This window comes from Streptomyces sp. NPDC101227 (assembly GCF_044767545.1).
Classification (GTDB): Bacteria; Actinomycetota; Actinomycetes; order Streptomycetales; family Streptomycetaceae; genus Streptomyces.
Genome location: NZ_JBIWOD010000003.1, coordinates 1 through 20,421, shown reverse-complemented (window position 1 = coordinate 20,421; position 20,421 = coordinate 1). Strand labels below are relative to the sequence as shown.

General features: G+C 72.7%; 17 protein-coding genes. 3 read left to right on the top strand and 14 right to left on the bottom strand.

Translation table 11 applies throughout. The features are described 5' to 3' along the window. Positions 1 to 129 precede the first annotated feature (129 nt). Positions 130 to 2,118 carry a glycosyltransferase family 2 protein gene (locus ACIRPT_RS06980; protein WP_403823471.1) on the top strand — a complete coding sequence of 663 codons (1,989 nt, stop codon included), beginning with the start codon at positions 130 to 132 and terminating at the stop codon, positions 2,116 to 2,118. Further along, on the top strand, positions 2,115 to 4,061 hold the full coding sequence (locus ACIRPT_RS06975; RefSeq protein WP_403823469.1) for a galactose oxidase-like domain-containing protein: 1,947 nt from the start codon (positions 2,115 to 2,117) through the stop codon (positions 4,059 to 4,061). Before ACIRPT_RS06980 ends, ACIRPT_RS06975 begins: the two co-directional genes overlap by 4 nt. A gap of 68 nt (positions 4,062 to 4,129) precedes the next feature. Here ACIRPT_RS06975 and ACIRPT_RS06970 read toward each other — a convergent pair whose 3' ends face one another. The 14 genes from ACIRPT_RS06970 to ACIRPT_RS06905 all read right to left on the bottom strand — a co-directional run bounded on the left by ACIRPT_RS06970 (position 4,130) and on the right by ACIRPT_RS06905 (position 18,964). Then, positions 4,130 to 5,248 carry a glycoside hydrolase family 6 protein gene (locus tag ACIRPT_RS06970; RefSeq protein ID WP_403823466.1) on the bottom strand — a complete coding sequence of 373 codons (1,119 nt, stop codon included), beginning with the start codon at positions 5,246 to 5,248 and terminating at the stop codon, positions 4,130 to 4,132. A 190-nt stretch (positions 5,249 to 5,438) separates the two neighbouring features. Beyond that, positions 5,439 to 6,221, bottom strand: coding sequence for a sortase domain-bontaining protein (locus ACIRPT_RS06965; RefSeq protein ID WP_403823463.1), 783 nt, complete (start codon positions 6,219 to 6,221; stop codon positions 5,439 to 5,441). Next, on the bottom strand, positions 6,211 to 6,834 hold the full coding sequence (locus tag ACIRPT_RS06960; protein ID WP_403823460.1) for a hypothetical protein: 624 nt from the start codon (positions 6,832 to 6,834) through the stop codon (positions 6,211 to 6,213). The genes ACIRPT_RS06965 and ACIRPT_RS06960 overlap by 11 nt, the downstream gene beginning before the upstream one ends. 115 nt (positions 6,835 to 6,949) lie before the next feature. After that, the gene (locus ACIRPT_RS06955) at positions 6,950 to 7,729 is read right to left on the bottom strand and encodes an HAD-IIA family hydrolase (RefSeq protein WP_403510841.1); all 780 of its coding nucleotides are present in this window, start codon (positions 7,727 to 7,729) and stop codon (positions 6,950 to 6,952) included. Positions 7,730 to 7,890: 161 nt separating this feature from the next. Beyond that, the gene (locus ACIRPT_RS06950; RefSeq protein WP_403823457.1) at positions 7,891 to 9,420 is read right to left on the bottom strand and encodes an alkaline phosphatase family protein; all 1,530 of its coding nucleotides are present in this window, start codon (positions 9,418 to 9,420) and stop codon (positions 7,891 to 7,893) included. A gap of 116 nt (positions 9,421 to 9,536) precedes the next feature. Further along, the gene (locus ACIRPT_RS06945; RefSeq protein WP_403823454.1) at positions 9,537 to 10,601 is read right to left on the bottom strand and encodes a 2-aminoethylphosphonate ABC transporter substrate-binding protein; all 1,065 of its coding nucleotides are present in this window, start codon (positions 10,599 to 10,601) and stop codon (positions 9,537 to 9,539) included. A 164-nt stretch (positions 10,602 to 10,765) separates the two neighbouring features. After that, positions 10,766 to 11,563, bottom strand: coding sequence for an ABC transporter permease (locus ACIRPT_RS06940; RefSeq protein WP_403823451.1), 798 nt, complete (start codon positions 11,561 to 11,563; stop codon positions 10,766 to 10,768). After that, complete coding sequence (locus ACIRPT_RS06935) at positions 11,550 to 12,479, bottom strand: 2-aminoethylphosphonate ABC transporter permease subunit (RefSeq protein WP_403823448.1); 930 nt, start codon at positions 12,477 to 12,479, stop codon at positions 11,550 to 11,552. Before ACIRPT_RS06935 ends, ACIRPT_RS06940 begins: the two co-directional genes overlap by 14 nt. After that, positions 12,472 to 13,647, bottom strand: coding sequence for an ABC transporter ATP-binding protein (locus tag ACIRPT_RS06930; protein WP_403823446.1), 1,176 nt, complete (start codon positions 13,645 to 13,647; stop codon positions 12,472 to 12,474). The genes ACIRPT_RS06935 and ACIRPT_RS06930 overlap by 8 nt, the downstream gene beginning before the upstream one ends. A gap of 1 nt (position 13,648) precedes the next feature. Then, complete coding sequence (locus tag ACIRPT_RS06925; protein ID WP_403824599.1) at positions 13,649 to 14,353, bottom strand: phosphonatase-like hydrolase; 705 nt, start codon at positions 14,351 to 14,353, stop codon at positions 13,649 to 13,651. A 68-nt stretch (positions 14,354 to 14,421) separates the two neighbouring features. Beyond that, positions 14,422 to 15,543: a TIGR03364 family FAD-dependent oxidoreductase gene (locus ACIRPT_RS06920; protein ID WP_403823443.1), complete on the bottom strand. Its 1,122-nt coding sequence runs from the start codon at positions 15,541 to 15,543 to the stop codon at positions 14,422 to 14,424. Positions 15,544 to 15,704: 161 nt separating this feature from the next. Continuing rightward, positions 15,705 to 16,475, bottom strand: coding sequence for a GntR family transcriptional regulator (locus ACIRPT_RS06915; RefSeq protein ID WP_403823440.1), 771 nt, complete (start codon positions 16,473 to 16,475; stop codon positions 15,705 to 15,707). Between the two features lie 25 nt (positions 16,476 to 16,500). Next, positions 16,501 to 17,463, bottom strand: a complete 963-nt coding sequence (locus ACIRPT_RS06910; RefSeq protein ID WP_403823437.1) for a hypothetical protein — start codon at positions 17,461 to 17,463, stop codon at positions 16,501 to 16,503. Positions 17,464 to 17,824: 361 nt separating this feature from the next. Continuing rightward, positions 17,825 to 18,964: an ROK family protein gene (locus ACIRPT_RS06905; RefSeq protein WP_403823434.1), complete on the bottom strand. Its 1,140-nt coding sequence runs from the start codon at positions 18,962 to 18,964 to the stop codon at positions 17,825 to 17,827. 83 nt (positions 18,965 to 19,047) lie between these two features. Here ACIRPT_RS06905 and ACIRPT_RS06900 point away from each other — a divergent pair, with 83 nt between their 5' ends. Next, on the top strand, positions 19,048 to 20,163 hold the full coding sequence (locus ACIRPT_RS06900; protein WP_403824596.1) for a Gfo/Idh/MocA family oxidoreductase: 1,116 nt from the start codon (positions 19,048 to 19,050) through the stop codon (positions 20,161 to 20,163). The last annotated feature ends 258 nt before the right edge of the window (positions 20,164 to 20,421 follow it).

The window sequence follows — 20,421 nt, the reverse complement described above, 5'->3', positions numbered from 1 at the left end:
CCACCCAGTCGTCGCCGTCTCACCGGGCGGGGGCCGACTGAGTGAGCCCGAGTCGGTCGACGGGGACCGAGGACCCGGGCCATCAGCTAGTGGCACGCAAGCCGGTGTTGCGTGCGGGGGGATGGACTCATGACATCGCCGCCTGACGGCGCCCGTAAGGCGTATCCGTACGACCCGCTGCCTGCCCAGGGGCAGCGGTCCGTGCACGACCGGATGACGCCCTACGACCCGTCCGCGACGACCCGGCTGCGCGTACCCCGCCAGCACCGGCAGCAGCGGCTGACGCCACGCGCACCGCTGCCGCGCTACGACTACGAGCACCACAGCCGGCTGGCCGGGCCACTCACCCAGCCCGACCCGGACAAGCCGTACCGGGTCCGCTACCGCTCCCTCCTCGCCGACGAGCCGCACCGCATCCGGGCGGCCCTGCTGCTGGGCGCCGCGCCCCTGCTCTCCCTCGGCCTGCTGGTCTGGCTGCTGCAGCCCGCCCACTGGACCCAACGCGTCAGCCCCGCCCATGAATTCATGCCGGTTCTGGACGTCGTCATGCTCGTCTCCATCGGGCTGATAGAGCTCTTCCGGTGCCTCAACGTGCTCTCCAACGCGCACGCCACCCTCGTCGCCCGCGACCCGGTCCCGGTCGTGCCCGAGCACGGCACCCGCGTCGCCTTCCTCACCACCTTCGTCCCCGGCAAGGAGCCGCTGGCGATGGTGACGAAGACGCTGGAGGCGGCGGTCAGGGTGCGCCACCGGGGGCCGCTGGACGTCTGGCTGCTGGACGAGGGCGACGACCCCGAGGTCAGGGAGGTCTGCCGGCGGCTGGGCGTCCACCACTTCACCCGCAAGGGCACGGCCGAGTGGAACCGGCCCAAGGGCCCGTACCGCGCCCGGACCAAGCACGGCAACTACAACGCCTGGCTGGCCGCCCACGGCGACGACTACGACTTCTTCGCCTCCGTCGACACCGACCACGTCCCGCTGCCCAACTACCTGGAGCGGATGCTGGGCTTCTTCCGCGACCCGGACGTCGCCTTCGTCATCGGCCCGCAGGTGTACGGGAATTACGACAGGTTCGTCACCAAGGCCGCCGAGTCGCAGCAGTTCCTCTTCCATGCGCTGATCCAGCGGGCCGGCAACCGCTACGGCGCGCCGATGTTCGTCGGCACGTCCAATGCCGTACGCATCAGCGCGCTCCGCCAGATAGGCGGGCTGTACGACTCGATCACCGAGGACATGGCGACCGGGTTCGAATTGCACCGGCACCGCAATCCGGGTACGGGCCGCAAATGGCGCTCGGTCTACACGCCGGACGTGCTCGCCGTCGGCGAGGGACCGACGGCCTGGACGGACTACTTCACCCAGCAGCTGCGCTGGTCGCGCGGGACGTACGAGACGATCCTCAAGCAGTTCTGGAAGGCGCCGTTCACGCTGCCGCCCGGCCGGTTCTTCCACTACACCATGATGGTGATCTTCTATCCGATGTCGGCGCTGAACTGGATTCTGGCGGCGCTCAGTTGTGCGCTGTTCCTGGGGCTGGGCGCCTCGGGCGTCCAGATCGATCCCTCGGTGTGGATGATGCTCTACGGCAATGCCTCGGCGCTGGGGATCGGCCTGTACGTCTGGAACCGGCGGCACAATGTCTCGCCGCACGAGCCGCAGGGGTCGGGCGGGATCGCCGGGATGGTGATGTCCGCGCTGTCCGCGCCGGTCTATGCCCGGGCCCTGCTCGATGCCGTACTGCGGCGCAAGAGCCGGTTCGTGGTGACGCCGAAGGGCGATGCGTCCAGTCCGGACACGCTGTTCGGGACGTTCCGGGTGCATCTGTTCTTTCTCGTGGTCTTCGGGGGGTTGCTGGGTGCCTCGTTCGTCCTGGGGCACAGCCATCCGGCGATGACCACGTGGGCCACGCTGGCGCTGCTGATCACGGCCGCACCGATCGTCGCCTGGCGGGCCTCCGTCCACGGGGCGAGGCGCAGGAGGCGGGCGGTGGCCACCGCCGGTGCCGCTCCGGGCCCGGCGGACCGGCCCGTTCCGGCCGTTTCCCCGGCCGCCTCTCCGGCCGCCTCTCCGGCCGCCGACCAGACCAGGCAGATCGCCCTTGGGGGACGTCAGACATGAAGTACCGTCCGAGCCGCCGCGTCCGCAGAGTGGCGATAGCGACAGCGGTGGTGCTGGCGCTGGCCGGGATGAACGGCCCGGCGCTCTACGACTTCGCCTCCGAGCGGTACCACCAGTACGAGATCAACAAGCCCGAGTACAAGGCGGCGAACGGCCACTGGGACGTCGTCGACGTCCCGGACGCCTACCGCATCAACACGATCCATGCGGCCCTGCTGCACACCGGGAAGGTGCTGCTGGTCGCCGGTTCGGGCAACAACGCCGCCAACTTCCGGGCCAAATCGTTCCGTACCGTCCTGTGGGATCCGGAGAGGAACACCTTCAAGAACATCGACACCCCCAAGGACCTCTTCTGTTCCGGGCACACCCAGCTCCCGGACGGCAAGCTCCTGGTGGCGGGCGGCACCCGGCGCTACGAAAAGCTGGGCGGCGACGTGAAGAAGGCCGGCGGCCTCATGATCGTCTACAACGAGAATCCGGAGGGGCCCCGTACCTTCCCGGCCGGCACACGCTTCACCGGCAACCAGAACGGCAAGACCTTCGCGTCCAAGGACCCGGTCGTGGTGCCGCGGGCGAAGAAGACCAAGGACCCGGTGACCGGCAAGGTGACCGTGACGCACAGCGAGGCCCGGGTCTACGTCGAGGCGCTCAAGGACGGCCGCGCGTACTCCACCGGCGCCCAGGACCACTACCGCATCCGCGGCCTGACCGGCGTCGACGCGCACAATCTCTACGGCATCGCGCAGAAGCTGTCCTTCGACAAGAAGGACTTCCAGGGGATCAGGGACTCGTTCGAGTTCGATCCGGTGGCCGAGCGCTATGTACCCGTGGACCCGATGAACGAGGCCCGCTGGTATCCGACGCTGACCGGCCTCCAGAACGGCAAGGTCCTCGCGGTCTCCGGGCTGGACGACATCGGGCAGGTCGTCCCCGGCAAGAACGAGATCTACGACCCGCGGACGAAGAAGTGGACGTACCTCCCCGGGCGGCGCTTCTTCCCCACCTATCCGGCCCTCTTTCTCACCGACCGAGGACGGATCTTCTACACCGGCTCCAACGCGGGCTACGGCCCCGACAACCTCGGCCGCACCCCGGGCATCTGGGATCCGACGTCGAACGGCTTCCGGGCCGTACCCGGGATGAGCGACCCGGACATCCTCGAGACGTCGATGTCCGTGCTGCTGCCACCCGCCCAGAAACAGCGGTACATGGTGCTCGGCGGGGGCGGGGTCGGCGAGGACCCCCGGTCGACCGCGAAGACGCGGATCGTGGATCTGCACGAGCCCAGCCCGCGCTTCAGGGACGGCCCCGACCTCTACGCGAAGGCCCGCTACCCCAGCAGCGTGATCCTGCCGGACGACTCGGTGCTGACCACCAACGGCTCGGGCGACTACCGCGGACGCAGCGAATCCAACGTCCTCAAGGCGGAGCTGTACGACCCACGGGCCAACACCGCGCACCGGGTGGCCGATCCGCTGGTGGGCCGCAACTACCACTCCGGTGCGCTGCTGCTGCCGGACGGCCGGGTGATGACCTTCGGGTCCGACTCGCTCTTCGCCGACAAGGACAACACCAGGCCCGGCGTCTTCCAGCAGCAGATCGACCTCTACAGGCCGCCGTACCTCTTCCGGCATGCGCGGCCCGAGCTGAGGGATCCCGGGCCGAAGACGGTGGCGCTGGGCGGGCGGGTGACGTACGGGACGAAGCGGGGCGCCGCGATCACCAGGATGCGGCTGCTGCGGCCGGGGTCGTTCACCCATGTCACCAACGTCGAACAGCGCTCCATCGCCCTGGACTTCACGAAGACGGCGAGCGGGGTGACGGTCACCCTGCCCAAGGACCCGTCGCTGGTGCCGCCCGGCTGGTACATGCTCCATGCGGTCGACGGCCACGGGACGCCGTCGAAGGCGGTGTGGGTGAGGGTGCCGCCGGCGGGGGGCTAGCGGATCGCCACTGTCCCCCTCCCCCTCCCCCCGCCCCACCCCTCCCCCGTCTGCATCGCCCTCCCGTCCTACTCCTTCGCGTTGCGGGCCAGTTGCAGGGCGTACTCCGGCCACCACTCGCCCGCCTCGGGGCCGCCCTTGCAGGTGCCGTCCGACTCGCCCGGCCGCTTGATCCATAGATAGGCGGCCGTCTGCGGGTCGCCGGTCCTGGTCGTGGGCGGCGTCCCGAGCGCCCGGCCGGGCGGGTTGCACCAGTTCTCCGGGGCGTCGCCGCCGGGTGCGGGGCCGTTGCCGTTGCGGCCGGTGTCGATGACGAAGCGCTTGCCGCCGACCATCGGGGCCAGCCGCTTGCCGTACGCCGTGTTCTCGGCCGTGGTCTGGTAGTTGGAGATGTTCAGCGCGAATCCGTCGGCCCGGTCGATGCCGGCCCGCTTCAGCGGCTCGACCATCCGGCCCGGGTCCTTGATCCAGTGCGGATTGCCGGCATCCAGATAGACCTTGGTGTGCGCCAGCCCCTTGAGCTTGCCGACCGCCTCCGCGAGCAGGGCGTAACGCTCCTCGTGGAACTGCGCCGGCGTGCACCCGTCCGCGAGATGCGGCAGCGCATCGGGCTCCAGGATGACGGTGGTGGCGCGGTCGCCGATGCCCTTGAGCACACCGCCCAGCCAGCGCCGGTACGCATTGCCGTCCGCGGCGCCGCCCCGGGAGTAGCTGCCGCAGTCGCGGTGCGGGATGTTGTAGAGGACGAGCAGCGCCTCCCGGCCGGCCGCGGCGGCCGCCTCGGTGAAGCCGCGCGCCTGGCCCTCCGGATCGTCGACGCCTATCCACTCGGCCACCGGCTGCGCCGCGATCCGCTGGATGAGCCGGGCGTCGTCGGACCTGCCGTCCTTGGCGAGGGCTCGGACCTGGCGGGCGGCCGTGCCGTCCGGATTGACCCAGAACGGGGCGATGGACCGCGGGCGTTGGGTGGGACGGGGTGGCAGGCCGTCCCCACTCGTGTCCTGACCGTCGGGGGATGAGGAACAGCCGGTGAGCAGGGGCAGGGCCGCGAGCAGGAGAAGAAGCAGCGGAAGGAGAAGGAGGCGAACGCCGGCGAGAGGGGGTGGGAGAAGGTGGGGCCGTAAGAGGCGTGGGGCGTCGGGCGGTGCGCCGGCTGCCGCCCCTCGAAGACTTCCGTTGCCGTCCATCGACTCCCCCCTCGGAGCACGGAACCCGGCCGGCGGGACCTCGCCTGCCGCAGCCATCGTGGCACATGGCCCGCGAGCCCAACTCGGCCTGTGGATAACCTCCGGAGCGCTGAGTGCCGCCCGCGCCGACTCCGCCAACTCCACCGGCTCCGGCCCCTGACTCCACCGATTCCGTCGAGACCCCGGCCCGTCAGCCGTGTACCGGCGGCGCCTCCCGAAATCCCGTCAGGTAGGCCGAGACCACCACCCGCGCCCCGTGCCCGCGCCGTACGGGATCGACGGTGCCGCCCCAGGCGATCAGCCGCAGCTCGGACCGGCCTTCCTCTCGGATGCCGTACGCCTCCCCGGCGTCGAACGGGTCGCGGTCGTAGTGCCGGACGTCCTCGACGGTGAACTGTGCGGTGCTGCCGTCCGAGCGCCGCACGTCCACCCGCTCCCCCGGTTCGATGCCGGTCAGCCCGGAGAACACGGCGCGGCGGGTGTCCGTGTGGGCAGCGGAATCGGCGTCGGAACCGGCATCGGCCTCGGCCGCGGTGCCCGCTTCGAGGCGGCCGACCAGCAGCGCCGCGCCCGGGGCGCCCGGGGCGGGGCCGCCGGCATACCAGCCGACGAGGTCCGCGGCGGTGTACGGGGGCGGGCCGACGTCGCCTTGTGCGTCGCGGCCGCGCGCGACGATCCCGGCGCGTACGCCGAGGGCCGGGATGGCGATCCGGGTGGGCCGGACGGTGGCGGAGGCGAGGACCGGGTCGTGGACGCGCGGGGAGGCCGGGCCCAGTGGGCGCCCGACGGCGGCGACGTCCCCCGTGGCCGGCGGCCGCTCGGGGGCGCCGGCCGGCACGCCCCGTCCCCAGAACCACCACCCCAGCAACAGCAGCGCGAGGGCCACGCCGGTCAGCAGCCGGCCGTGGCCCGCGCGGGCGGCGGCCGTGCCCGGCGCCGCCTCCCCTCCCTCCCCTCCCTCGTCAGTTCGCATCCCCGCTGCCCCCGCCTTCCCGTTCACGCCGGAGGCGCAGCCGTAGCCGCAGCAGCTGCCCCGCGACCACCAGCAGCGCGCCCCCGGCCAGGACCAGGCCGACGGCCGAGGTGCTGCTCAGTTCGCGGTTGGCGTCGGCCTGTTCGGAGGGGGTCGCCCGGGGGGCGCGGTGGTCGCCTCCGGCGCCGTCGTCGGCCGGTACGGGCCGGTGGGAGGCCGCCATGGCGACCCGCACCGTCCCGGTGACGAGGGCGCCGGACGACGCCCGTCCGGCCGCCGCCCGGCCGGCGGCCGCCGGGCAGGTGACGGTGACGGGGTAGGTCCCGGGCGCGGCCTCACGACGGATCCGGGCGCTGCCGGCCAGAGCGTGGCCGTCCTCTTCGGCGCTCCGGGCCAGCGGCACCGTACCGGCGAACACCGACGACTCGGCGGTGGCCCGTGCGGCATCACAGCCGGCGAGGTGGAGGGTGACCGCGGTGTCGGGGGCGGCCGCGGCGGGGGTGACGGAGACGGTTGCGGTCCCGGCGCCGCGGTCGTCGGCGGCGTACGCGGATGCCGTCGTCACCACGCACGCCGCGACGGCGGCGCAGAGAGTCAGTTGCGGTGAGCCCATGGTGAACCTCCGAATACTTCGAAGGTCCGCCCGCGCGAGGCAGTCCGCATCCGGTGCGGCCCGGCACTGCACCGTTCCGGTGAGTGCCGGGGCGTGTCCCGCCGCGGCGGGCCGGTCAGACCAGCTCGACCAGGTCCGCGATGGAGTCGACGACCCGGGAGGGCCGGAACGGGTGCCGCTCGACCTCCTCGGGGCGGGTCAGCCCGGTCAGCACCAGGAAGGTCTCCATCCCCGCCTCCAGACCGGCCAGCACATCGGTGTCCATCCGGTCGCCGATCATGGCGGAGGTCTCGGAGTGCGCGCCGATGACGTTCAGCCCGTGCCGCATCATCAGCGGATTGGGCTTGCCGACGAAGTACGGCTCGACGCCCGTCGCCTTGGTGATCAACGCGGCGACCGATCCCGTCGCGGGCAGCGCCCCCTGGGGCGAGGGGCCCGTCTCGTCGGGGTTGGTGGCGATGAACCGGGCGCCGTCGTTGATCAGCCGGATCGCCTTGGTCAGCGCCTCGAAGGAGTACGTTCGCGTCTCGCCCAACACCACGTAATCAGGGGCGTGGTCGGTCAGGATGTAGCCGATGTCGTGCAGGGCGGTGGTCAGGCCCGCCTCCCCGATGACGTATGCGCTGCCGCCGGGCCGCTGTTCTTCGAGGAACTTCGCGGTGGCCAGCGCGGACGTCCAGATCGACTCCCAGGGCACGTCGAGGCCGATCCGGCTCAGCCGGGCGTGCAGGTCACGCGGCGTGTAGATGGAGTTGTTGGTCAGGACGAGGAAGGGCTTGCCCGATTCGCGCAGCCGCTTGATGAAGGCCTCCGCCCCGGGGACCGGGACTCCCTCGTGCATCAGGACGCCGTCCATGTCGGTGAGCCATGACTCGATCGGCTTGCGCTCTGCCACTGCCGGACTCCTGCCGTACGTGTAGACCCGATTCGCCCGCCGCCCACCGCGGGTCACCCGGGTGACCCGCGGTTCGTACATGCGGCCGACGTGCCCACCCTAAGTCAGGGGGCACGGCACTGCTCCTGCCGGCCATGGGGGAATCAGGGGCGGGGTCGGGGTCAGGATCCGGGCCGTCCCGTCGTGAGCTTGACCCCGTCGATCGCCCAGTACCAGTTGTTGCCGCCGATGTAGTGGAAGTGGAACCGGGCGTCGCGTGCCCCGGCCGGGACCGTGAGTGCGAGCGTCTCGGTCCGGGCGAGGGCGTCGGCGGTGTAGGTCTTGACGGGGGTTACGGGGCCGCCGTCGTAGGAGACCAGGACCTCGGCCTTCTGGGCGCCCTCCTGGCGGTAGTGGGTGGTGTAGGTGAGGGTGGCCGTGGTGGCGCCGTCGAGCGGCCAGGCCGGGGTGCTGAGGGTGGAGTCGAAGGTGCCGGTGACGGCCTTGTCGGACCACTCGTCGCCGTCGGCGACCGCGAAGACGCCGCGGGCGCGGACGTTGGACTCGCGCTCCTGGCCGGGGGCGGTCTTGGTCCAGAACTCGTCGGTCGTGAAGGACCAGCCGCGCCATTCGGTGACGCCTCCGCCGCCCATGGTGCGGTTGTCGACCGACCAGCCGGCGGGCGGGGTGTGGGTGAAGCCCAGTACGGAACCGCCCACCCCGGTCTCGTCCACGGCGGTGCCCAGTTCCGGGCGCAGGGTGTCGAAGTCGTCGGCGGCGGAGGCCTGGAGGGGGCGGCCGTCCAGGCGCCAGGCGGGGTCGGCGGGGACGCCCAGGTGGTGCAGCGCGGTGGCGGCGATGTCGACGATTTTGACGTCGTGGCGGAGGGTGCCGGCGGGGAGGCCGGTTCCGGTGGCGAGGACGAAGGTCTGGCGTTCGTCCCAGGTGGCGCCGCCGTGGCCGCCGGGGTCGGTGTGGCCGTGGTCGGCGGTGATGAGGACGAGCCAGTCCTCGGCGGCGCGGGCTGGGCGGGACGCGAGGGCCGAGAGCAGTTCACCGACCTGGGCGTCGACGGTGTGGAGGGCGTCCAGGTAGGCCTGGGAGGCGGCGCCCGAGGAGTGGCCCGCGTGGTCGACGTTGTCGAGCTGGACGAAGACCGCGTCGGAGTCGCCGTCCTTCAGCTGGGCCACGGCGCGGGCGGTGGTGCCCTTGTCGTACTCCGCCTCGGGGGTGGCGATGCGGGTGTCGACCTCGGCGGAGAAGATCCGGTCGGGGATGGGGGCCCAGGAGGCGATGGCGTAGGTGCGCAGCGCCGGGCGGGCTCGCTCGATACGGGTGAGGAAGTCGGGGTAGGTGGTGTAGTCGGCGCCGGTGAAACTGTTGTCCTTGACGCCGTGTTTGTCGGGCCAGACGCCGGTGATGATCGTCGACCAGCCGGGGGCGGATTCCGTACGGGCCATGGGGCTGGCGTAGAGGCTGGTGGGGGCGGTGACGCCGGCGGCCATGAGGCCGTCGAGGGTGGGGGTGTCGGCGTCCTTGACGCGGTCCAGGCGGCCGGCTCCGTCCAGGCCGATGACCAGGACCTTGGGGGTGGCCGAGAGCCGGGCGGCGGCTCGGGACAGGCCGACGAGGGGCCCGGTGGCGAGGGCGGCGAGCGCCAGGCCGCCGGTGGCGCCGGTGAGCCAGGCCCTGCGGGATATCGCTGACGACATGGGAGTCCTCTGGGTATGGGGTGGGGAGGGCCGCGCTGTTCGTGCGATGGCGCGCCAACTCCCCGGAGCAAAACGGGGAGTTGGCGCGTACGGGCTTCCGGGGCCTGCGGGAGCGGTCAGCTGCCGGTGGCCGTCTTCCAGGCGGTGACGTAGGTGTCGAGGTTCTTGTCGATGTCGCTCCAGTCGGGCCGGAAGACCTCGACCCCGTCCATGATCTTGGCGAGGGCGGTGGCGTTGGCGTCGGTGGCCTTGATGTCCGTGCGGGAGGCGAAGCCGCCGCCGATCGCGGAGACCTCCTTCTGGACGTCCTCGGACAGCAGATAGTCCAGGAACTTCTTGGCGTTGGCGCTGTGCGGGGCGTTCTTGACCAGGCCCGCGGCGTAGGGGAGGGCGAAGGTGGAGGGCTTTCCACCGGGCTTCGCCGCGGGGAAGAAGATGCCCTGGTCGGGCATCGACTTCATGTTGGCGTAGTTCATCTGGACGTCGCCGTTGGCGACCAGGAGTTCGCCCTTGTCGGTCTTGGGGGCGAGCTGGCCGGTGGAGGAGGACGGGCCGACGTTGTTGGCCTGGAGCTTCTTGAGGAACGCCATGGCGGGGCCCTGGCCGCCGAAGTCGTGCATGGCCTTGATGAGGACGGCGGTGCCGTCGCCGGCGACACCGGGGGTGGAGTACTGGAGCTTGTCCTTGAACTTGCCGTCCGCCAGATCGGCCCAGGTCCGGGGCGCCTTCTTCAGCTCCTTCTTGTTGTAGATGAAGCAGAAGTAGTTGTTGACGACGGAGGTCCACTTGCCGTTCGGGTCCTTGTCGGCGGCGGCGACCCGGTCCGAGCCCTTGGGGCGGTAGGCGTCCAGCAGGCCCTTGCCGTCGGCCTGCTGGATGAAGGGCGGGAGGGTGACGACGATGTCGGCCTTGGTGTTGGCGCGTTCGCGGGCCAGGCGCTGGACGGCGGCTCCGGAGCCGGACTCGACGTAGTTGACCTTGATGCCGGTCTTCTTCTCGAAGTCCTTGAAGACCTTGTCGTAGAAGCCGTCGCCCTTCTCGCTCTTGAGGCCGTCGGCGCTGTAGACGGTGATCTCCTTGGCGTTGGGGTCGGCGGCGGAGGCGCCGCAGGCGGTGAGGGCGGCGGAGAGGGAGAGGGTGCCGAGGCAGGCGGTGAGCGGCATGCGGAGGGGGCGGGACATGTCGGTGCAACTCCTCAGACGTTCATGGGGTTCAAAAGGGTGGAAGGGGACGGAAGCGGGAGCGCTGGGGGACGGAGGGGGACGGAAGCGGGAGGGCGAGGGGCGGAAGCGGGCCGGCGGCTGGAGGCAGGAGGCAGGAGGCAGGAGGCCCAGCTGTAGGCGGCCTAGCGGTAGGAGGCCCTGGTGCGGATGCGGGAGACGGCGAGAAGGACGAGAAGGGTGGTGGCCATCAAGGCCACGGCCAGCGCGGCGCCGGTGAAGAGCGAGCCGCGGTCGGTGGCGGCGAAGATCTGGACCGGGAGGGGCACCCAGTCCGGGGGGTAGATCATCATCGTGGCGCTCAGCTCTCCCATGGAGAGGGCGAAGCACAGGCCCGCGGCAGCGGTCAGCGACGGCAGGAGAAGGGGGAGCTTGACCCGCCACAGGACGTAGGCGGGGCGGGCGCCGAGGCCGGCGGCGCTCTGTTCGTAGGCGGGGTCGAGGCGGGCGAGGGCGGCCGTGACGGACTGGTAGGCGAACGCGGTGACCAGGACCGTGTGGGCGGTGATCACGATCTCTGGGGTGCCGTTGAGAAGGAACGGGGGCCGGGAGAAGGCGACGAGGAGGGAGAGGCCGACCACGACGGAGGGGACGGCCACGGGGAGGAGGAACAGCGCGTCGAGGAGACGGCGCGCGCGGCGGCCGAGTTTCTCCGCCGCGAGGGCGGCCCAGGTGCCGACGGTGAGGGCGGCCGCGCTGGCGGCCAGCGCGGTCAGGACGCTGGTGGTCAGGGCGCTCACCGAGTCCCCCCGCGCGATGTCCTGATAGTGCGTGAGCGTCGCGCCGGAGGGGAGGGCACCGCTCCAGCTGGTGGCGAAGGACGCGGCGACGATGACCAGCAGCGGCAGTGCGAAGACGGGGATGAAGAGGAGGAAGAAGAGGGTGTGGACGGCCCGGCGGGCGGTCTTGCTATGCACCAGCACGACGCGGCTCACCTCCTGAGCGGGAGCCGGTCCGCAGGCCCGTACGGGCTGCCACGGTCCGGTAGAGGGCGTAGAGGGCGACGGACAGGGCGATGTTGACGACGGCGACGACGCAGGCGCCGGTGTAGTCGCCGTCGAGGATGGCCTTGGTGTAGACGAGCATCGGCAGCGTCACGACGTCCTTGGCGCCGGTGAACAGCACGATGCCGAACTCGTTGAGGCACAGGACGAGGACGAGCGCGCCGCCCGCGGCCAGCGAGGGCAGCGCCTCGGGCAGGATCACCTTCCGCACGATCGCCCACGGCCGGGCGCCCAGTGACGAGGCGGCCTCCAGCTGGCCGGTCTCCACCTGCGAGAAGGCGGCCAGCAGGGGCCGCATCACAAACGGGGTGAAGTAGGTGACCTCGGCCAGGAGTACGCCCCAGGGGGTGTGCAGAAAGTTCAGGGGGCCGGCTGCGGCTCCCGTGGCGTCCGTCCACAGGCCGTTGGCCACGCCCATGGTGCCGTAGAGGAACAGCAGGGCGAGGGTGACCAGGAAGGAGGGGAAGGCGAGGAAGATGTCGATGAAGCGGGCGAGGGCCTTGCCGCCGGGGAACGGCACAAAGGCGATCACCAGGGCGAGCACCAGGCCGAGGAGCAGAGCACCGAGGGTCGCACCGACGGCTATCAGGACGGTGTTGGTGAGGGCCTCGCGGAAGGACGCCTCGGCGAGGACGGCGGTGTAGGGGGCGAGGGAGTGGCCGCCCTCGTCGGGGGTGAAGGACTGCCACACCACCAGGGAGAGGGGGTAGAGGAAGGCCAGCCCAAGGGCGGTGAGGGGCGGGAGGGCCCAGAGGGCCGCATGGGTGCGGGGAGGCCGCGCCGGTTCGGCGGCCGTCGCCGGGGCCGCCGCCGGACCGGCCGGTGCGCTAGCCATCCTGGCCTCCGTCGGCGCCGATCCCCGCGGGGACGAGGACGGCGTCCTCGGGGGCGAAGTGCAGTGCGATGCGCTCCCCCAGGGCCGGGGTCTCGCGAAGTTCCCGCAGGTCGGCGGTGATGCGGTGGCCGTCGACGTCCGCGTACAGGCGGTGCGTCGAGCCGCGCCACTGCACCTCGGTGATCGTGCCGCGGAGCGTGTTGCCGGCCTTGTCCGGGCTCTCGCCGAGTCCGACGAGATGGGGGCGTACGCACAAGGTGGCGGCGGCGCCCGCGGCCACGCCGTCCACGGGCACGGTCAGCCTGCGGCCGGCGAAGTGGACGCCGTCGCCGGCGACCGTGACCGGCAGCAGATTGGCGGTGCCGACGAACGACGCGGTGAATTCGGTGCGCGGGCGCCGGTAGAGCTGCTGGGGGGTGCCGCAGTCGCGCAGCCTGGCCTGGTCCAGCACGGCGATCCGGTCGGCCAGCGTCAGCGCCTCGACCTGGTCATGGGTGACGTAGAGGATGGTGACGTCCGGCAGCTCCCGGTGCAGACGGGCGAGTTCGGCGAGCATGCCGGAGCGGAGCTGGGCGTCGAGGGCGGAGAGCGGTTCGTCCAGGAGCAGGACACCGGGGCGGATGGCCAGCGCGCGGGCGATGGCGACGCGCTGCTGCTGGCCGCCGGACAGCTCCCGGGGGTGCCGGCCTGCGTAGGCGGCCATGCCGGTCATCTCCAGCGCCTCGGCGACCCGTCCGGCGATCTCGGCGCGCGGCACCTTCTGCGCCTTGAGGCCGAAGGCGACGTTCTCGGCGACCTTCATGTGCGGGAACAGCGCGTACTGCTGGACGACCATGCCGATACCGCGCTTGTACGGCGGCAGCCCGGTGACGTCCCGGCCGCCGATCAGCACCCGCCCGGAGGCCGGCCGGACGAATCCGGCGACCGTCCGCAGCGCGGTGGTCTTGCCGGAGCCGGACGGGCCGAGCAGGGCCATCACCTCGCCCGGTTCGACGGTCAGGGAGAAGGAGTCCAGGACGGTGTTCCCGCCGCCGTCTCCGCCGTCTCCGCCGTCCCCGCCGGCCCTGCGGGCCCTGCCGTTGGTGCCGTTCTTGCCGTTCTTGCCGTTCTTGCCGTAGACGACGGACACGTTGTCGAAGCGGATCCCGGCCTCCGGAGCGGCGGCCATGTCAGATCACCCCTGCCAGGGAGGGCAGTTCGGCGACCGAGCCGAGGACGTGGGTGGCGCCCGCCTCGGTCAGCCGCGCCCTGTCGTGCGCCCCGGTGAGTACCCCGGCCACGATCCCGGCGCCCGCCCGCCGCCCGGTGAGCATGTCGTACGCGGTGTCGCCGGCGACCGCGATCTGCCGTACGTCATCGGCGGCGCCGGTGCGCAGCAGCGCGGCCAGCACCATGTCGGGGTAGGGGCGCCCCCGGCCGCCCGCGTCGGCCGGGCACAGCGTCAGGCCGACGAGGTCGCACCAGCCGAGCGCGTCGAGGATGGCGTCCTGGGTGACGCGGGCGAAACCGGTGGTGAGCACGACGGTGCGGCCCGCTTCCTGGAGGGCCTCGATCGCCTCGCGGGCACCGGGCACCGGCGCGATCAGCCCGCCGTCCACCAGCTCCCCGTATGCCTCCTCGAAGGCCTCGTTGGCGCGCTGGGCCGCGTCCTCGTCGCCGAACAGGTGCCGGAAGACGGAGATCTTGGACTCGCCCATGGTGGCGCGGACATAGGCCAGCTTTTCGGCGTGGTCGGCGCTGCCCGGCTCGACGCCCAGGCGCTGCGCCGCCGCGTCGAAGGCACGCTCGACGAGGCCGCCGTCGGCGACGGTGGTGCCGGCCATGTCGAGCACCACCAGGGAGATCTTCTCGTTCAGTGGAGGGTTCTCGTTCACTGCGGTCTTCTCGTTCACTGCGGTCTTCTCGTTCACTTCGGTCCGCTCGCTCGGATCGTTCAACTCGTTCACCAGCCCAGGTCGTTCGCCGTGGTCTCGGCGATCGCCGGGGAGCAGGTCATGCCGCGTCCGCCGGGGCCGGTGACCAGCCAGACGCCGTCCCGTGCCCGCTGGCGGTGGACCACCCGGGTGGTGTCGGTGCACTGCGCGTACACCCCGGCCCAGCGGTGGCGGATGCGCGGCAGTGGGCGGCCGAGGATCGATTCGACAACGCCGGTCAGGTGCTCGTACGGCTCCTCGACGGTGTCGAAGGCGAACGGCGCCTCGTACTCATGGGTGTCGCCGATGGTCAGTCCGCCGTCGGCGCGCTGCACCATCAGCAGCTGCATCTTGTGCGCGGCGGCGGTCGGCGCCTGGGCCTGGCCGGCGTTGAGCGCGTCCAGGGCGTCGCTGCGGTACGCCGGGTAGTAACGGAAGCTGTCGGCGTCGGCGACGGAGGTGGTCAGCGGCTCGCCGAGCGGGTCGGTCTGCATCATCTGGAGGCGTACGCGGCGCACCGGCAGGTCCGGGATCAGCTCGCGGACCAGGCCGCCGAGCCAGGCGCCGGTGCACAGGATGACGGCGTCGCCGTGGTGGGTGTCGCCGTGGTCGTCGCGTACCGCGCGCTCGCCCACCACCTCGCGGACCTCGCGGCCGCCCAGGTAGGTGTACCGGCCGGACTCCAGCAGCGCGGCCTTCAGGGCGCGTTGGGCGGAGCGCGGTTCGACGGCGCCGTCCCGCTCGCACCACAGGGCGCCGGCGAACTCGCCGCGCAGTGCGGGGTTGATCTCGCGGGCCTCGTCGGCGGAGAGCAGTTCGTAGCCGCGGGCGGCGGCGTCGGGGCGGCGGGTGGCGGCCTCGGCGACGGCCCTCTCCGCCGCGTTCTTGACGACGGTCAGCGAGCCGATAGCACGGAAGCCCAGCTCGGGGACCCGGGCGCCGATGCCCTCCCAGAGTTCGCGGGCCCGCAGCGCGGTGTCCAGCTCCGCGCCGCCGGCCCGGCCGCTGACCCAGATCTGCCCGAAGTTACGCACCGAGGCGCCGCGGGCCTCGGCCTCCCGCTCGATGTGCAGGACTTCATGACCTCGTTCGACCGCGTGCCAGGCGTGCATGGTCCCCAGCACCCCGGCTCCGACAACTATGACTCGCATGCCCCAGACGGTCGTGGCGGGCGGTGACCCGTCGGGGGACGTTCAGCGACGTGACGGTGAACAAGGGCTCAAGTTTGGCCTAGACCCGTTATCTTTTCGTGACATTGAGGGGGTCCGGGGGCGCGGCCCTTCCCCTGGCTCCGCCCTCGCCCCCGTGCGCCTCAGCCCGGCGCCGGCGTCCCCAGATGCGTGGTGAACGAGAACCGGTCCCCCCGGAAGAGCGAGCGCACCCGCTCCAGCGGGCGGCCTTCGGTATCCCGGGACAGCCGGTGGATCAGCAGCATGGGCAGCGCACCCGGCGTGCCGATCAGGAGCGCCTCGCGCGGGGTGGCCAGAACGGTCTCCAGCCGTTCGTCCGCGTCGCCGAAGCCGATGCCGAGCCGGTCGTGGAGGTAGGCGTAGAAGGAGGAGTCGGGGATAAAGTCGGTGTCCAGGTCCGGGACCCGGTCGGCCGCGACATAGGTGCTCTCCAGGCCGACCCGCTCATCGTCGGCGAGCAGCACCCGCTCCATGTGCCATACGGAATCTCCCACTTGGAGCCCGAGGTCCTCGGCGAGCGGCGCCGGGCACAGGAAGCGGTCCAGGCCGACGAGATGACGGCCGGGCGCGCGACCCTGGCGGCGTACGCCCTCGGTGTAGCTGGCCAGCGAGAGGGGCTGCTCCATCTTGGGGCCCGCGACGACCGTGCCGCGCCCCAGGCGGCGCAGCCGCCCCTCCAGGATCAGCTCGCGCAGGGCCTGGCGCAGGGTCTCGCGGGACACCTCGAAGCGCAGCGCCAGATCCCGCTCCGCCGGGAGCGGCTCGCCCTCCCCCAACTCCGTGAGCAGCGCGGCGATTTCGACCTTCGCCGCGTAGTACTTGGGGATGCGTCCGTGCTCGGGGACGCCGGACCGGATGGGTGCGCCAGGTTCCTGGCCGTACTCGTACTCCACCTCGTGATCCTCGCATCACGAAAGATCAGCGGCGCAGGCGGCGGGCCCCGGCCAGCAGCAGGGCACCGGCGGCGAACAGCCCGCCGGCCGCCACGGCGAGCGACCGCACCGGTCCTTGGGCGGTGGCGGCGAGCTCCCGCGGCCCGGTGGGGGCCGGGGACGCGGCGCGGTCCGGGGGCGCGGCGGCCTCCGGGGAGGCGGGTGCGGCGGAGGCGTCCGCCTGGACGGCGAAGCGGTAGTCGCCGGACTGGCCGATCCATTCGCCGTCGCTGCCGCGGCGCTGGACGGTGGTGACGTTGGCGGTGACCGGGCCCGGGGCGGTGCCGGCGGCGAACCGCAACCGGATCGGGACGGTCACCGTCCCGTTGGCCGGTACCGCCAGCCCGCCACCGGAGGCGCGCCCCCGCTCCCCGCCGCCCGGCCCACCGGCCCCGGCGCTCCCGGGGGCCGTCGCGGACTCGTCAGACTTGGCGGACTTGGCAGACTTGGCGGACTTGGCGAACACCCCGATCTGCTCCTCGTGATCGGTGGCCTCGAAGGGGACCGGGCGCCAGTCGCCGCCGGCCGGGTCGCGGTACTCCAGCCGGATCCGCTCCGGCCGCAGGCCATGGCGGGCGGCGGTCAGGACGACGATGGGGTGGACGTCCTCGCAGACCGCGTCGGTCGTGTTGCGCAGTTCCAGCTGCCAGGTCCCCCAGTCGCCGCCCGCCGGGTAGGCGGCCGGGCCCCCGCGGACCCGGGAGTCGATGGGGAAGCTCGGGCTGTCCGGGCGGCCGCAGGAGACGGTGGGGACGGGGCCGTGCGGCAGCCCCCGCCCCGGCGCCCGGCCGTCGGCCGGCTGGGCGGCGGCGAGGGCGGCGGCGGCGGTGGTGCCCAGTACGCCGGAGAGCAGGCCGGCCACGAGGGCGGTACGGGCCGTGCGGTGCGCCGTAGCGGAGAGGAGCGTCCGGCGTACGGTGCGCGGACGGCGTGCGCCGGGCGGATGCATGGCGTTCCTCCGCTGCTCGAAGGGCTCGGGGCCACGGGCCGTCGAGGGGCTCGGGTGCGCGAGGGGACCGGGTGCGCGAGGGGACCGGGGCCGGGATCCTCACAGGACCCTGCCATGCCCGCCCCGCGGCACCGGACGAGCGCGACGGCGGATGCGCCCGACCGGCCGACGGATCCCGCCTTATCAGCTGACTTTCCGTCGATCGCGGTTGGCCGCCATCCGGCGGACCTGAGGAGCGGGCATCGGCGGCGGCCCCCGGAAGGACTTCAGGGGCGCCCCGCCCGCGGATTCCGGTGAGCGGCGGATGCCCGTGAGAGGCGGATGCCCGTGAGAGGCGGATGCCCGTAAGCGGACACCCCCGCTACGGGAGGTCCCGGCTCGCCGCGAGGGCGGGGTGCCGCGGCCCGAACAGCGGCGCCAGCACCAGCTGCGCCGCCCCGTCCGCGACCGTCCGCGCGCCGCCCCGGGCGAGCGCGACCGGCACCGCGGCCCCGGCACCGCCCCGGGTACGGGCCTGCTCCCCGAGAACCTGCGCCACGCCCGCGGCGAACCCCTCGGGGTTTTCCCATACGGTGCGCCCGCCGAGCAGCACCCGGTCGACGTCGAGCAGTTCCACCAGATTGGCCGCGCCCACACCCAGCACCCGCGCCGCCTCCACCAGGTCGCCGCGCGCCACCGCCGCCAGGCACAGCGCCTCCACGCAGCCGCGCTTACCGCACCCGCAAACCGGGCCGTCCAACTGCACCACCTGGTGACCGAACTCCCCGGCCCCGGTGCGCGTCCCGCGGTACAGCCCGCCGCCCAGCACCAGCCCGGCACCCAGCCCGGTCCCCAGATGCAGATACGCGAACGACCCGGCGCCCTCCGGTATCCCCTGTGCCAGGCCGAGGGCGGCCGCGTTGGTGTCCTTGTCGAGCACAACGGGCAGGCCGAGCCGTTCGGCGAGCGCGTCCCGCAGGGGAAAGCCGTCCCACTGGGGCGCGCCGGTGACCCGGTGCAGCACCCCGGCGGTGTGGTCCAGCGGGCCGGGGCAGGCGACGCCCACCCCCAGGACAAGCGGGTCGCCGGCCCCGGCCCGCAGCGCGGCCACCTCCCGTTCGGCGTCGGTCAGCACCTGCTCGGCACCCGCCTCGAAGGCGAGCGGGGCGCGGCGCACGGCGACCGGTTCGCCCGCGAGGTCGGCGAGCACGGCGGTGAGCTCATCGCGGTCCAGGTGGAGGCCGATGGCGTGCCGGGCCCCGGGGACCAGCCGCAGGACCGTACGGGGCTTACCGCCGGTGGAGGCGCGGTGGCCCGCCTCGCCCGCCAGGCCGTCGTCCCGCAGCCGCGCGGTGATCTTGCTGACGGCCTGCGGGGTCAGCCCCGTGGCCGCGGCAAGCTCCAGGCGGCTCACGCCCTGCTCCCCCGCCGCCCGCAGCAGCCCGAGCACCAGCGCGGCGTTGTGCCCGCGCAGCGCGGGGAGGTTGGCGCCCGGGTGGCCGGCCGATTCATTACGCGTCACCCACCCATTGTCCCCAGCACTTGCGCTTTGGCAACAGCGTTGCTTAAGTGGAAACCATGAGCGAGTTGAGCGAAATGAGTGAGATGAGCGAGCCGCGCGCCGCCGGGGACCCCCACGGCACCCCCCACCCCCCGCTCCGCGTCGGCCTCATCGGCTACGGCCTGGCCGGCTCGGTCTTCCACGCCCCACTGATCGCCGCCACCGACGGCCTGGTCCTCGACACCGTCTCGACCGCCAACCCCCAGCGGCAGGCGCAGGCCCGCGCCGAGCACCCGCAGGTCCGTACGGTCGACAGCCCCGACGCCGTCCTCGACCGCGCCGCCGACCTCGACCTGATCGTCCTGGCGAGCCCGAACAAGACGCATGTCCCGCTCGCCACCGCCGCCCTGAAGGCCGGGCTGCCGGTGGTCGTCGACAAGCCGCTCGCCGCGACCGCCGCCGAGGCCGAAGAGCTCGCCGCGCTCGCCGCCGACCGCGGCCTGCTGCTCTCGGTCTTCCAGAACCGCCGCTGGGACAACGACTTCCGCACCGTCCGCAAGCTCATCGAGGACGGCGCGCTCGGCGACGTCCGGCGCTTCGAGTCCCGCTTCGAACGCTGGCGGCCGCAGCCCAAGGGCGGTTGGCGCGAGTCCGGCGACCCGGCGGAGATCGGCGGACTGCTCTACGACCTCGGCAGCCACCTCGTCGACCAGGCGCTGACCCTCTTCGGCCCGGTCGTCTCCGTATACGCCGAGTCCGACGTCCGACGTCCGGGCGCGGAGGCCGACGACGACACGTTCATCGCGCTCACCCACGCCGACGGCGTCCGCTCCCACCTGTGGGTGAGCGCCACCACCCCGCTGCTGGGCCCCCGTTTCCGGGTGCTGGGCAGCGAGGCGGGCTACACGAAGCACGGCCTGGACCCCCAGGAGGCCGCGCTGCGCGAGGGCCTGCGGCCCGGCACCGAGGGCACGGAATGGGGCGTGGAGCCGAAGTCCGCCTGGGGCCGCCTCGGCGCCGGGGCGTCCCCGCGGTCCGGAGGCGGCGACCCCGTACCAACGCTGCCCGGCGACTACCCCGCGTACTACGCCGCGATCGCGCGCGCCCTGCGCGAGGGCGGTGACCCGCCGGTCACCGCCCTTGAGGCTGCGGCCGCGCTACGGGTGCTGGAGACGGCCAAGCGCTCCGCGGCGGAGGGCCGTTCGCTGCGCTTGGCCTGAGCCGTTGTTTTTGGCTTTCCCGCCGTGGGGGTTTGCCGCCGTTGCGCCTGCCCCTCCGCTGCGCTTTGCCTGAGCCGTTGTTTTTGGCTGCCCCGCCGTGGGGGTTTGCCGCCGTTGCGCCTGCCCCTCCGCTGCGCTTTGCCTGAGCCGATGTTTTTGGCTTTCCCGCCGTGGGGGTTTGCCGCCGTTGCGCCTGCGGCGGGCTGGTGCCGCTTGCGCGGGGCTGTTCGGCTGCGGGACCGGGCCTCCGGACTCCGT